This is a genomic window from Streptomyces sp. NPDC055189 (assembly GCF_053606765.1).
Window position 1 is genome coordinate 1 of sequence record NZ_JBSGSG010000067.1, and the last position, 12,950, is coordinate 12,950.

General features: G+C 72.2%; 11 protein-coding genes and 1 riboswitch. Of the genes, 5 read left to right on the forward strand and 6 right to left on the reverse strand.

Translation table 11 applies throughout. The features are described 5' to 3' along the window. Positions 1-55 precede the first annotated feature (55 nt). Entirely contained in the window at positions 56-1,504 is a 1,449-nt protein-coding gene (argG, locus tag ACWFR3_RS33875; RefSeq protein ID WP_453738511.1) for an argininosuccinate synthase, read from the reverse strand. Between the two features lie 85 nt (positions 1,505-1,589). On the opposite strand from argG, the gene ACWFR3_RS33880 reads away from it, so the two are divergent. From ACWFR3_RS33880 to ACWFR3_RS33895, 4 genes are read left to right on the forward strand one after another with little or no spacing between them, the layout of a single operon-like run. After that, positions 1,590-2,123: a GNAT family N-acetyltransferase gene (locus tag ACWFR3_RS33880; RefSeq protein WP_453738512.1), complete on the forward strand. Its 534-nt coding sequence runs from the start codon at positions 1,590-1,592 to the stop codon at positions 2,121-2,123. Between the two features lie 55 nt (positions 2,124-2,178). Further along, positions 2,179-3,672, forward strand: a complete 1,494-nt coding sequence (locus ACWFR3_RS33885) for an ABC transporter substrate-binding protein (RefSeq protein WP_453738513.1) — start codon at positions 2,179-2,181, stop codon at positions 3,670-3,672. Positions 3,673-3,679: 7 nt separating this feature from the next. Further along, a complete protein-coding gene (locus ACWFR3_RS33890; protein WP_453738514.1) occupies positions 3,680-5,506 on the forward strand; it encodes an ABC transporter permease subunit in 1,827 nt (608 codons plus the stop codon). Positions 5,507-5,520: 14 nt separating this feature from the next. Further along, positions 5,521-6,777, forward strand: a complete 1,257-nt coding sequence (locus tag ACWFR3_RS33895) for an MDR family MFS transporter (protein ID WP_453738556.1) — start codon at positions 5,521-5,523, stop codon at positions 6,775-6,777. On the opposite strand, the gene ACWFR3_RS33900 is transcribed toward ACWFR3_RS33895, so the two are convergent. The 5 genes from ACWFR3_RS33900 to ACWFR3_RS33920 form a co-directional block, all read right to left on the reverse strand. After that, positions 6,766-7,623, reverse strand: coding sequence for an energy-coupling factor ABC transporter ATP-binding protein (locus ACWFR3_RS33900; protein WP_453738515.1), 858 nt, complete (start codon positions 7,621-7,623; stop codon positions 6,766-6,768). The genes ACWFR3_RS33895 and ACWFR3_RS33900 overlap by 12 nt on opposite strands. Before the next feature lie 11 nt (positions 7,624-7,634). After that, positions 7,635-8,384, reverse strand: coding sequence for a cobalt ECF transporter T component CbiQ (gene cbiQ, locus ACWFR3_RS33905; RefSeq protein ID WP_453738516.1), 750 nt, complete (start codon positions 8,382-8,384; stop codon positions 7,635-7,637). A gap of 6 nt (positions 8,385-8,390) precedes the next feature. Continuing rightward, complete coding sequence (locus ACWFR3_RS33910; protein ID WP_453738517.1) at positions 8,391-8,765, reverse strand: energy-coupling factor ABC transporter substrate-binding protein; 375 nt, start codon at positions 8,763-8,765, stop codon at positions 8,391-8,393. Continuing rightward, entirely contained in the window at positions 8,765-9,487 is a 723-nt protein-coding gene (locus tag ACWFR3_RS33915) for an energy-coupling factor ABC transporter permease (RefSeq protein WP_453738518.1), read from the reverse strand. The genes ACWFR3_RS33910 and ACWFR3_RS33915 overlap by 1 nt, the downstream gene beginning before the upstream one ends. 30 nt (positions 9,488-9,517) lie before the next feature. Beyond that, positions 9,518-9,716, reverse strand: a riboswitch (cobalamin riboswitch). A 119-nt stretch (positions 9,717-9,835) separates the two neighbouring features. Beyond that, positions 9,836-11,245: a short-chain fatty acyl-CoA regulator family protein gene (locus ACWFR3_RS33920; protein WP_453738519.1), complete on the reverse strand. Its 1,410-nt coding sequence runs from the start codon at positions 11,243-11,245 to the stop codon at positions 9,836-9,838. Positions 11,246-11,617: 372 nt separating this feature from the next. On the opposite strand from ACWFR3_RS33920, the gene aceA reads away from it, so the two are divergent. Continuing rightward, positions 11,618-12,907, forward strand: a complete 1,290-nt coding sequence (gene aceA, locus ACWFR3_RS33925; protein WP_453738520.1) for an isocitrate lyase — start codon at positions 11,618-11,620, stop codon at positions 12,905-12,907. Positions 12,908-12,950: the final 43 nt, after the last annotated feature.

A 12,950-nucleotide genomic window follows, 5' to 3' on the forward strand; every position in this document is an offset into this window, starting at 1 on the left:
GCGGATGAGAATCCGCCGGGGCCCGCCGTCAGTTGCGTACGACCGGTGTCCGGTGTCAGTCCGTGCCGAACTCCATCGCGGCGCGGTCCAGCATCGACTCCTCGTCCGTGGTCTCGCCGCGCGAGGCGATCACCTCGGCGCCGCCGCCGTCCATGGCGCCGATCAGACCGGTCGACGCGGCCTGCGCCGCGCCGATCGGCGTCGGGTGGCCGGAGCCGACCAGGCCGAGGCCCGCGTACTGCTCCAGGCGCGCGCGGGAGTCGGCGATGTCGAGGTTGCGCATGGTGAGCTGGCCGATCCGGTCCACCGGGCCGAACGCCGAGTCCTCGGTCCGCTCCATGGAGAGCTTGTCCGGGTGGTAGCTGAACGCCGGGCCCGTGGTGTCGAGGATCGAGTAGTCCTCGCCGCGCCGCAGCCGCAGCGTCACCTCACCGGTGATCGCGGCGCCGACCCAGCGCTGCAGCGACTCCCGGATCATCAGCGCCTGCGGGTCGAGCCAGCGGCCCTCGTACATCAGGCGGCCGAGGCGCCGGCCCTCGTTGTGGTACGCGGCGAGCGTGTCCTCGTTGTGGATGGCGTTGACCAGGCGCTCGTAGGCGATGTGGAGGAGCGCCATACCGGGCGCCTCGTAGATGCCGCGGCTCTTGGCCTCGATGATCCGGTTCTCGATCTGGTCGGACATGCCCAGGCCGTGCCGGCCGCCGATCGCGTTGGCCTCCATGACGAGGTCGACCGCGGAGGCGAACTCCTTGCCGTTGACCGTGACCGGGCGGCCCTGGTCGAAGCCGATCGTCACGTCCTCGGTGTCGATCTCCACCGACGGGTCCCAGAACCGCACGCCCATGATCGGGTCGACGGTCTCAAGACCGGTGTCGAGGTGCTCAAGGGTTTTGGCCTCGTGCGTGGCGCCCCAGATGTTGGCGTCCGTGGAGTACGCCTTCTCCGTCGAGTCCCGGTAGGGCAGCTGGTGCGCGACGAGCCACTCCGACATCTCCTTGCGGCCGCCGAGCTCCGTGACGAAGTCCGCGTCCAGCCAGGGCTTGTAGATCCGCAGGTGCGGGTTGGCGAGCAGCCCGTACCGGTAGAACCGCTCGATGTCGTTGCCCTTGAACGTCGAGCCGTCGCCCCAGATCTGCACCCCGTCCTCGAGCATCGCCCGCACCAGGAGCGTGCCGGTCACGGCACGGCCCAGCGGCGTGGTGTTGAAGTAGGGACGGCCGCCCGACCGGATGTGGAACGCGCCGCAGGCGAGCGCCGCAAGGCCTTCCTCGACCAGCGCTTCCCGGCAGTCGACGAGTCGGGTGATCTCGGCGCCGTACGCGGAGGCGCGGCCGGGCACGGAGGCGATGTCGGGCTCGTCGTACTGGCCGATGTCGGCGGTGTACGTGCACGGGACGGCGCCCTTGTCACGCATCCAGGCGACGGCGACGGAGGTGTCGAGACCGCCGGAGAAGGCAATGCCGACGCGCTCGCCGGTGGGGAGGGAGGTGAGGACCTTGGACATAGGAAGAGTATGCATGACTTCGCATGGTCATGCAACGCCGTTCACCGGCGGCAGGCCATATCGGCTTAATGCTTAGGGTGTGCAAGTGCTTGATTACCGCATCCGGACGGCCACCGCCGACGACCTCGGCGCCGCACGAGCCGTCATGCTCGACACCGTTTACCACGACTTCGGCACGGGTTACGTGCCGCGCTGGCACGGCGACATCATCGACCTCGACGGCGCGTACCTGACTCCCGCCCGCCACACCCTGCTCGTCGCGGTGGACGAGCGGGACGGGTCGGTCGCCGCCACCGGCGCGCTCGACTCCCGCGGCCCCGCGCATCCGCCGAACCCGAGCTGGATCGCCGAACGCTTCCCCTCGGGCGAGACGGCACAGCTGCGGCGCATCTATGTGCGCGCCGAGCACCGGCGGCGCGGACTCGCCCGGCGCCTGGTCGGCGAGCTGCTCGACTTCGCCGCGGCGGACGGCGGATACCGCTCCGTATATCTGCACACCGACCCGGAGGTGACCGGCGCCGAGGGCTTCTGGCGCTCCCAGGGGAAGGTCGTGCACGACGAGCGCGAGGAATCGGGCACATCGCGGGTCGTGCACTTCGAAGTCCCCATGCGGTCGTAGGCGCCGTCACATCCATCGCCCCCGCACGCATCCAGCGACCCCCAGAACGAGGACCATGCGCTCCGTCCGACACCGCCCGCTCATAGCAGGACTGCTCGTCGCACCCCTGCTCACCGGCTGTTTCGCCGCACAGAACGACTCATCGGGCGACACCGCGGGCGGCGCCCGGCTGAAGGTCGCGCTGGCCTTCCCGCCCTCCGAGAACTTCTCCCCGTACGGTGCGGACGCCACCCTCCTCAGCCGTCTCGGCGTCACCGAGGGCCTGACGAAGCTGGACGCGAACGGCACCGCCGCCCCCGCGCTCGCCGCCTCCTGGAAGCAGGAGAACGACCGCGGCTGGCTGTTCACCCTGCGCCAGGCCACCTTCCAGGACGGCACCCGCGTCACGCCCTCCGCCGTCGCGGCGGCCCTCACCCGGGCGGGCAAGGCCAAGCCCGTCACCGCAGCGCTCTCGGGAGCCGCGCTCACCGCAGAGCCCGTCGGCAAGGACCAGGTCCGGATCACCACCGCCGACCCGGACCCGGCACTCCCGCTGCGCCTGTCCAGCCCCGGCCTCGCCGTGCTCTCCGCGAAGGCGTACGAGAAGGGCGGCAAGGTCAGTCCGGTCGGCACCGCCACCGGACCCTTCGAACTCACCAAAACCACCGGCGCCACCGCGGCCACCCTCGACCGCTTCGACGACTACTGGGGCGGTCGCGCCCAGGCGTCCGGCGTCGACGCCAGGTTCGTCGCCGACGGCACCGCGCGCACGAACGCCCTGCGCACCGGCGACGTGGACATCGCCGAGGCGGTCCCCGTCTCCCAGGCCGCGTCCCTCGACAAGGGCCACGACCGCGAGACCGCCACGGCACGCACCACCGCGCTCCAGCTCAACACCGAGCAGGGCGTCTTCAAGGACCCCGGCCTGCGCGCCGCCGCCCGCGCCGCGATCGACACGTCCGCACTGGCCAAGGACGTGTACGAGGGCCACGCCGATACCGGCGAGGGCATCTTCGGCCCCGCCCTGACCTGGGCCGGCGGAAAGCGCGACAAGCCGAAGGGGCAGGCGAAGCCGACAGCGCCCGGCGGGAAGACGATCACCCTGGGCACCTACGACAACCGGCCCGAGCTGCCCGAGGTCGCCCAAGTCCTCAAGCAGCAGCTGCAGAAGGCCGGATTCAAGGTGAAGCTTGAGGTCCGCGAGTCCTCCCGCATCGAGGGCGACGCGCTGGCCGGGAAGTTCGACGCGTTCGTCGGCGCCCGCAACACCATGCTCGACACCGGCGACCCCGTCTCGGTCCTGGCCAGCGACTACACCTGCGACGGCAGCTACAACCTCTCGCTGCTGTGCGACAGCTCGGTCGACAAGGCCGTCAAGAAGGCCGAGAACACGGCCGACACGGCCAAGCGGCAGGACGCCACCATGGCCGCCGAGGCCGAGATCCTCGGCACCGACGCCGTCGTCCCGCTGGTCCACCAGCGGATCATCACGGGCGTCGGCGGCTCGGTGCGGGGCGAGATCCTCGACCCGTACGAGCGGACGCTGGTCTCCACCGGCACGCGGCGCTGAGGGCGGCATGCGCAGGTTCGCCCGCGCCGGCGGACCGGCGCTGCTCTGGCGCGCGGTCCTCGCCGCGGCGCTGCTGTGCCTGATCGGCCTGCTGCCCTGGCTCTCGCGCACCGACCCGGCGCTGACCGTACTCAAGGCCAGGTCGGCGGAGCGCACACCCACCCCGGAGGCGCTGGCGGCCGTCCGCGACCAGATCGGCCTGGACGACGGCCCGTTGCACCTGCTCGGCCAGTGGACGGGCGGGCTGCTGCACGGTGACGCCGGGCAGTCGTGGATCTCCGGCGAAGCCGTGCTGCCCTCCGTCGTGCAGTCCCTGGGCGTCTCGCTGCTGCTCATGTCCGTGGCGCTGGTGGTGGCCGTCCTCACCGCGGGCGCGGTGTGCGCCCGCACGCTGTGGCTCGGCTCCCGCCGCAAGCTCGCCGGGCGCCGCCACTCGGGCGGCGGCGCCGCGGTCCTTGCCGCGCTGCCCGAGTTCCTGACCGCATCGGTCCTTGCCACCGTGATCGGCGTCCATCTGGGCTGGCTGCCCGCGCTCGGCTGGTACGGGCCGCAGTGGATGGTCCTTCCCGCCGTCTCGCTCGGACTGCCCGCCGGGGCGCTGCTCGGGCGGCTCCTCGACGATCTGCTGCCCGGCGCCTTCGCCGAACCGTGGGCGCGGGCCGCGTCCGCCCGCGGCATCCCGGCCGGACGCATCGCGCGCCAGGCGCTGCGCCGCTGCGTCCCCGCACTGCTTCCGAACCTCGGCCTGTTCCTCGTGGGCCTGACCGGCGGCGCGGTCGCCGTGGAGCAGATCTTCGACATCCCCGGCCTGGGCCGCTCCACCCTGCAGGCCGCGGTGGCACAGGATCTGCCCGTCCTCCAGGCAGGCACCCTCGCGCTCGTCCTGCTCGCCGCCGTGGCGAGCGGCCTGTTCCGCCTCGCGGCCCGGCTCGCGAGCGGTCCGGCCCTCGGCGACGGCGCGCTGCCCACCCTGCACAGCCCGGCGCCGCCCGCCCCGAGCCGCCTTCCGCTGCTCTACGGCGGACTGCTCCTCGGCGTCATCCTGTTCAGCCTGGCCCGCGATCCCCTCGCCCTGGACACCGCCGCCCGGCTCCAGGCACCGTCCTCGGCACACCCGTTCGGCACGGACGCCCTGGGGCGCGACGTGCTTGCCAGGGTCGGACACGGCGCGCTCCACACCCTCGCGCTGGCCTTCGGGATCACCGCTTCCGCCCTGGTGGCGGGTGTCCTGCTCGGTCTCCTGCCCCGGTTCTCCGGTCCGCTGCTCGACACGCTCAACGCCGTTCCGCCGACGCTCGCGGGCCTCCTCGTCGCCGGTGTCGCGGGCAGCGGCGCCGCCACCCCCGCCATCGCGGTGGCCGCCGTCGCCTGGGTTCCCCTGGCCGCCCACACCGCCGCCCTGATCCTCCAGGAGCGCGCCACCCTCCACCTGACGGCGACCCGGAGTCTGGGCGCGGGCCGTCGCCACCTGCTCCGGCACCATCTGCTGCCCGCGGTCCTTCCGCCCGTCACCCGGCACGCCCTGCTGCGCCTGCCCTCCGTCGCGCTGGCCCTGGCCGCCCTCGGCTTCCTCGGCCTGGGAGCCCAGCCCCCGTCCCCCGAGTGGGGCCTGCTCCTCGCCGAGAACCAGCCCTACGCCGAACGCGCCCCCTGGGCACTGCTCGCCCCGGCAGCCGCGCTCGCCCTGCTCGGCGCCCTCGCGGCGACCGCTGCGGGCGGGGTGTGGACTCCCCGCAGGCTGCGGCGCGCGCGCCGGCCCGACGCGCCGACCTCCGTGGCCGAAGTGCGGCCTGCCGAGCGGGAATTGACCACGGCCGGGACGGTGGCCCGGTGAGCGGACGACGTCAACTGCTCCGGGCCCGGCCCGCGGAGCGCTCGCGCCGCGAACGGACCTGGCCGCAGCTCTCCCCCTTGCTGCGCCTGCTGATCCTGACCCAGCTCGCCTTCAACATCGGCTTCTTCGCCGTGCTGCCCTTCCTGGCCGAGCATCTGGGCGCGGCGATCGGCATGGCGGGCTGGCTGGTCGGTTTCGTGCTCGGCCTGCGGACCTTCAGCCAGCAGGGGCTGTTCGTGGTGGGCGGCGCCCTGACCGACCGCTACGGCGTACGGCCGGTCGTGCTCACCGGCTGCGTGTTGCGGATCGCCGGTTTCGCCTGGCTCGGCTACGCGCAGCAGACCTGGTCGGTCATCGGCGCGGTGCTCCTGATCGGGTTCGCCGCGGCTCTGTTCTCCCCGGCCGTGGAATCCGAGGTCGCCCGGCAGGCGGTGCTCTGGGAGGAGTCGGGACGCGGCCCGCGCACCCGCATCCTGGCCCTGCTCACCGTGGCGGGCCAGGCCGGCGCGTTCCTCGGCCCCCTGCTCGGCGCGCTGCTGCTCTCCGTCGACTTCCGCACCGTCTGCCTGGCAGGTGCCGGGGTCTTCGTCCTCGTCCTTGCCGGGCACCTGTGGCTGCTGCCCCAGCACATCCCGGGGCGCGAGCGCGTCCGCGTACAAGGAGGCATGGGCGAGCTGCTGCGCAACCGCCGCTTCCTGGCGGTGTGCTGCGCGTACGGCGCCTATCTCCTCGCGTACAACCAGCTCTATCTCGCCCTCCCGGCGGAGGTTGAGCGCACGGCGGGGTCACAGGCGCCGCTCGCCTGGCTCTTCGCCCTCTCCTCGCTGCTCGTGGTGACCACGCAGCTGCCGGTCACCCACTGGGCCGCGGGCCGGCTCGACCAGCGCCGCTCCATGGCGGCCGGGCTCGTGCTCATCTCCGCGGGGTTCGCCGTCGTGGCCCTCGCGCGCCCGGCCGCCTGGACCGGTGTCGCCGGGCTGCTGCCCGCCGCCGGTTTCGTCGTCCTGCTCACGCTCGGGCAGATGCTGGTGGCCCCGGCCGCCCGCGCCTGGGTCCCCGATCTCGCGCCCGACGGCAGGCTCGGCCTCTACACCGGCGCCCTCTCCTCGGTCTCCGGTCTGATCGTCCTCGCGGGCAGCGCCGCGACCGGCTCGCTCCTGGACGCCGGTCTGCCGTCCTGGGCGCCCTGGCTCGCGCTCGCCGCGATTCCCCTCCTGGCCACGGTGCTGCTGCCGGACCGCGGCCGGGCCGCGCGCACGTCAGCCGCCTGACGCACCGGGCAGCACCGGGGCCGTGAGGGCCGCCAACTCCTCCGGGGTGCGCGGCCCGTCGCCGTCCAGCAGGCCCTTGGTCCGTAGCAGCTCCGTGACGGCGATGCCCCACGGGAGGGTAAGGCCCGCCTGTGCCAGGAGGCCCCGGTGGGCCAGCATCTCGGCGACCGGGCCCGTGCGCACTCCCGAGGGGGTGAGCAGCGCCGCGTCGTCGGCCCAGCGCAGGGCCAGATCCACGTCGTGAGTGGCCATGACCACCGTCGTCCCCGCGTCCCGCAGGCCCTGGAGGGTGGTCAGGAGGCGTTCCTGGCCGTCGGGGTCGAGCCCGGCGGTCGGCTCGTCGAGGATCAGTACGCGGGGGCGCATCGCCACGGCGCCCGCGATCGCCGTCCGCTTGCGCTGGCCGTAGGAGAGCAGATGGGTGGGGCGGTCCGCCAAGCCGCTGATGTCGAGCGCGGCGAGCGCCTCGGCGACGCGCGCCCGGACCTCGCCGTCGGACAGGCCCAGGTTCAGCGGGCCGAAGGACACGTCCTGCTCGACCGAGGCGGCGAACAACTGGTCGTCCGGGTCCTGGACGACCAGCTGCACGGTGGTGCGCAGCCGCGTAAGACCCTTGCGGTCGTACGTCACGGGGACGGACCCGAGGGTCAATTGGCCCTGATCCGGGCGGAGTCCGCCGCTCAGCAGCCGCATGAGGGTGGTCTTGCCGCTGCCGTTGCGCCCCAGGAGGGCGAGGGCGCGGCCCTCGGTGACGTCGAAGTCCAGGCCGCTGAGCACGGTGGGCCCGTCCTCGTAGGCGTAGGAGGCGGCGCGCAGGGCGACCAGGGGCACGCTCGGCTCGCTCATGGACGAAGCCTTCATGGCAGAAGCCTTTGCAGTACGAGGGTGAGAGCCGTGAGGCCCGTGAGAAGGACCGCGCTCGCTGCCACGAAGCCCCGGGAGATCCGGGCGTCGGGCACGAGCACCCGCAGCGTTCCGTCGTAGCCGCGTCCGGCGAGCCCGGCCTGCAGCCGGGTCGCCCGGTCGAAGGCCCGCACGAACGCGGTGGCACCGAGTGAGCCCAGGGAGCGCCAGGTGGCGGCCCGGGTGGTGTGGCCCAGGCGTGCGGCCTGTGCCTGCCGGATGCGGCTCATGGAGTCCAGGAGCAGGAAGCTCATCCGGTACATGACCAGGGCGACGTCCACGACCGGCGCCGGTACGCCCGCCTTCACCAGGCGGGGCAGCAGGTCCGACATGGGTGTGGTGAAGGCGAAAAGCAGGACGCCGAGCGAGGCCGCCGATGTGCGCAGGAGCAGACCGCCCGCCCGTGCGGGGCCGCCGTCGGCGAGCGTGACGAACCCTTCGGGCCCGCCGAGTTGGACGATGAGGGTCAGGGCGCCGGTGACGCAGAAACCGAGCGGCACGCGGTAGGCGCGCCACAGTTTGCGCGGCGGCACACCGGCGGGTCCGAGCAGCACGGCGAGCGCGGTGATCAGTACCAGGGCTGCGCCGGGCCAGGGCGGCAGCGAGACGGCAAGGACAGTGAGGCCGAGACCGAGCACGGCTTTGTCCACGGGGTGGCGGCGGCGCCAGCGACTGCTGTGCGCCGCCGCGTCAATGGGCAGCACGCGGGCTCAGACCTGCTCGGTCCCGGGCCTGCTGCCCGCCGCGTCCGCCATCTGCTCCGCGGTCGCTTCCTGCGCCTGCGCCTGTTCGGCGCCCTGGCGGCGCCCCTTGCGCAGCCCGAAGTAGTACGCCAGGACGCCCGCGCCGAGGGCCGCCTGCAGAGCGAAGAGCGCCGACTCGACCTCCCCGGAAGGGGGTTCGTACAGCGGCGAGAACCAGGGCTCGTAGTCCGGCTTGATCTCGGTGATCGCGGTCTCGGCCTGGGCGTCGGCCCCGGTGAACGGCTCCTTCTTGTGGTCGCCGAGGCCGAGCACCAACGGCAGCACCGCGAGCGCGGCGACGATGACCAGGAGCAGGGTGTTGATCTTCGCGTTCCGGCTCATCAGGCGCTGGCCCCCGTCTCCGTCTTGGTGTCCGTACCGGCCTGCGCGGCCGGCTTCTTGCCCTGGAGCAGTACGCCGAGCCGCGTGAGCTCGCCCTTGCTCGACTGCACGAGCAGCCGCATCACCAGGACGGTGAGCAGGCCCTCGCTGACGGCAAGCGGGATCTGCGTGACGGCGAAGATGCCGCCGAACTTGCCCAAGGCGCCGATGAATCCGCTGCTCGGGTCGGGGAACGCCAGGGCCAGCTGGACGCTGGTGACGCAGTACGTGGACAGGTCGGCGACGAACGCACCGAAGAACACGGCGACCATGAGAGGCACGTCGTAGCGCTTCAGGAGGCGGTAGACGGCGTATCCCGCCCATGGCCCGATGATCGCCATGGAGAAGACGTTGGCGCCGAGCGTGGTGAGCCCGCCGTGCGCGAGCAGCAGTGCCTGGAAGAGCAGTGTGATCGTGCCGAGCACCGTCATGATCGGCGGCCGGAACAGGATCGCGCCGAGCCCGGTCCCCGTGGGGTGCGAGCAACTGCCCGTGACAGACGGGATTTTCAGCGCGGAAAGGACAAATGTGAAGGCACCGGAGGCGCCCAGGAGCAGGGTGCTCTCGGGGTGCTCCTTGACCTCACGGGTCAGGGAGCGGACTCCGTGGACGACGAACGGCGCGGACGCTACGCCCCAGGCGATCGCGTGCGCCGGTGGGAGGAAACCCTCGGCTATGTGCATGGCTAAGCAGACCCTCTCCAGCACCTCGTGGATGGACAACGCGCCTTGGTCGGTCTCCTGGCTTACGGGTCATACCGACCGGACTCCGCCTTCCCGGATGCTTGCGCACCCAGTGGCTGCCGCGAGGGCTGGAGCCGGACTTCCCGATTCACAGTGGCGAGGGCCGCACCGGCATCACACCGGATTTCCCGTTCACCAAGGCGTGGTGACCCTAGTGCGCAACCGAGTTTCCTGACAACTTGCGGGGATGCTGCACCTGTGGCACGCGCGAGCGCACACGACCAGGGCGTACGCCCCTGGTCAGCGCATGTGCCCCGGCCCGTGCGCACCCCCGTGGTCCGGCGGCCGTCAGTCCTTGTCCCCCGCCACCGGGTAGGGCACGAAAGTGCTGCTGTTCTCGTCGATCGCCAGGCGGCGGTCGAGGGGCGGCACCGCGCGCTGGGGGCAGTCGGTGCGTTCGCAGAGGCGGCAGCCCATGCCGATGGGCACGGCGGAGGACGCGCTGTCGAGATCGAGGCCGTCGGAGTAGACGAGCCGCGACGCGTGGCGGATCTCGCAGCCCAGACCGATGGCGAAGGTCTTGCCGGGCTCGCCCCAGCCGCCGCGGTGCCGGGTGACCGCACGGGCGGTCCACAGGAAGCGCTGCCCGTCCGGCATGGCGGCCACCTGGACGTGGATGCGGCCGGGGGCGGCGAACGCCTCGTACACGTTCCACAGCGGGCAGGTGCCGCCCGCGCGGGAGAAGTGGAAGGCGGTGGCGGACTGCCGCTTGGACATGTTGCCCGCCCTGTCGACCCGTACGAAGGAGAAGGGCACCCCGCGCAGCCGGGGCCGCTGCAGGGTGCTCAGGCGGTGGCAGATCGTCTCGTAGCCGAGCCCGAAGTGGTCGGTGAGCCGCTCGATGTCGTAGCGGAACTCCTCGGCTGCCGCGTGGAATCGGCGGTAGGGCAGGATCAGCGCGGCCGCGAAGTGGTTGGCGATGCCGATGCGGGCCAGCGGCCAGGCCGCGGCCTGCGGGTCGAAGTCCTCCGATGCGAGGGCGGAGACCTCATCGCCGTATTCGAGCAGCGCGAGTTGGGTGGCCATCCGGAACGCCTGCTGGCCGGGGCGCAGCCGGTTGGAGAGGTGCAGGACGCGGGCCGTCGGGTCGTAGTGGTGCAGCAGGCCCTCCGCGTCCGCGGCCAGACGGACCCCGTGCCGCTCGGCCAGGCGCGCGGACAGGGCTCGTACGACCTCGCCGGGGCGTACGCCGATCTCGGCGGCGAACTGTTCGGCGGCCAGGTCGATGTCGTGCAGGTAGTTCTGGCGCCGGTAGAAGAACTCGCGGATCTCCTCGTGCGCCGACCGGGGCTGCGCCGCCGTTCCCGGCCCGCGCCTCTCGGCGGCTTCGGAGAGCTGTTCGGTGAGGTGCTGGTTCCGGCGGCCGAGGTCCACCAGGACCGTCGCCACGGCGGGCATGCGCGATGCCAAATCCGAGAGGTCGGACGCGGAGACCCGTCCCGCGGAGACCTCGCCGGTCAGTGCGTCGCGCAGGTCGGCCACCAGGCGGCTGGTGTCGCGCTCGGAGAAGAAGCCGGGGTCGACGCCGAACGCCTCCGTCAGGCGCAGCAGTACGGGCACGGTCAGCGGCCGGGAGTCGTGCTCCATCTGGTTCAGATAGCTCGGCGAGATGGCGAGCGTCCGCGCCAGGTCGGCCTGGCTCATGCGGCGCTCCTCCCGCAGCCGCCGCAGCCGTGCTCCCGCGTACGTCTTGCTCACCCGTGGCTCCTCCTGTCCGGTCACGATCGCCCTCGTCGGCGCTGCCCGTGATGGTAGCCACGCGGACGGGACCACGGGCATTAACAGACTTGGCAATACGGCGGCGAAAGATGCGCAGAACTTGGCATCTTTCCCCGCTTGCTGGCACTGAGTGCCGATGCCAGAGTCGTACCGCGGCCCGCCGGACTCCGTCGGACGGACCGGAACCGGGGTACGACTCAATGCCCTGACGTCGGTGATCCCGACCCTTCCGGCCGGATAGGCACCATTGCTCGGATTGCCCGCCCACGGGACCAGCGGGCCGCACCCTCAGATCTGTCCGGCACTCAGTGCCAGACATTCGCAATGTTCACGAGTCTCCAGGAGACGGTCATGGCACAGGCAGGGACGACGACGGCAACGGCGCAGGAGCTGGCTCGGCGGTGGGCGGCCGACGCCCGGTGGAAGGGCATCGAGCGCACCTACACCGCCGAGGACGTCGTCAGGCTCTCCGGCAGCGTCCGCGAGGAGCACACCCTCGCCCGGCGCGGCGCCGAGCGGCTGTGGAAGCAGCTGCACGAGCAGGACTACATCCACGCGCTCGGCGCGCTGACCGGCGGCCAGGCGGTCCAGCAGGTCAAGGCCGGTCTGCAGGCGATCTACCTGTCCGGCTGGCAGGTGGCCGCCGACGCCAACCAGGCCGGGCACACCTACCCCGACCAGTCGCTCTACCCCGCCAACTCGGTGCCGCAGGTGGTCCGCCGGATCAACAACGCCCTGCTGCGCGCCGACCAGATCGCCACCGCCGAGGGCGGCGACGACACCACCGACTGGCTCGCGCCGATCGTCGCCGACGCCGAGGCGGGCTTCGGCGGCCCGCTCAACGCCTTCGAGCTGACCAAGGCGATGATCGCCGCGGGCGCCGCGGGCATCCACTACGAGGACCAACTGGCCTCGGAGAAGAAGTGCGGCCACCTGGGCGGCAAGGTCCTCGTGCCGACCGGCCAGCACATCCGCACCCTCAACGCCGCCCGTCTGGCCGCCGACATCGCCGATGTGCCCACGCTCATCGTGGCGCGCACCGACGCACTCGCCGCGAACCTCCTGACCACCGACATCGACGAGCGCGATGCCCGGTTCGTCACCGGCGAGCGCACCGCCGAAGGCTTCTACCGGGTGCGCAACGGCATGGAGCCCGTCATCGCCCGCGGCCTTGCCTACGCCCCGTACGCGGACCTCATCTGGGTCGAGACCGGCACCCCGGACCTGGCCCAGGCCCGCGAGTTCGCCGAGGCGATCCACGCCGAGCACCCCGACCAGATGCTCGCCTACAACTGCTCGCCGTCGTTCAACTGGCGTGCCGCCCTGGACGACGACCAGATCGCCAAGTTCCAGCGCGAGCTGGGTGCCATGGGCTACCGCTTCCAGTTCATCACCCTGGCCGGCTTCCACTCCCTCAACCACGGCATGTTCGACCTGGCCCGCGGCTACGCCGAGCACGGCATGACCGCCTATGTCGACCTCCAGGAGCGCGAGTTCGCCGCGCAGGCGCAGGGCTTCACCGCCGTGAAGCACCAGCGGGAGGTCGGCACCGGGTACTTCGACCTGGTGTCCACTGCCGTCAACCCGGCTTCCTCCACGACTGCGCTCGCCGGGTCCACCGAGGCTGAGCAGTTCCACTAGACGCTTCGCTGGGTCGCCGCATTGATGTCCGCGGGCCGGTGGG

Excerpts from the sequence above, each read along its gene's own strand:
- argG (WP_453738511.1), bottom strand. The coding sequence starts at position 1,504 with ATGTCCAAGGTCCTCACCTCCCTCCCCACCGGCGAGCGCGTCGGCATT.
- ACWFR3_RS33885 (WP_453738513.1), top strand. The coding sequence starts at position 2,179 with ATGCGCTCCGTCCGACACCGCCCGCTCATAGCAGGACTGCTCGTCGCA.
- ACWFR3_RS33890 (WP_453738514.1), top strand. The coding sequence starts at position 3,680 with ATGCGCAGGTTCGCCCGCGCCGGCGGACCGGCGCTGCTCTGGCGCGCG.
- ACWFR3_RS33900 (WP_453738515.1), bottom strand. The coding sequence starts at position 7,623 with ATGAGCGAGCCGAGCGTGCCCCTGGTCGCCCTGCGCGCCGCCTCCTAC.
- ACWFR3_RS33910 (WP_453738517.1), bottom strand. The coding sequence starts at position 8,765 with ATGAGCCGGAACGCGAAGATCAACACCCTGCTCCTGGTCATCGTCGCC.
- ACWFR3_RS33915 (WP_453738518.1), bottom strand. The coding sequence starts at position 9,487 with ATGCACATAGCCGAGGGTTTCCTCCCACCGGCGCACGCGATCGCCTGG.
- aceA (WP_453738520.1), top strand. The coding sequence starts at position 11,618 with ATGGCACAGGCAGGGACGACGACGGCAACGGCGCAGGAGCTGGCTCGG.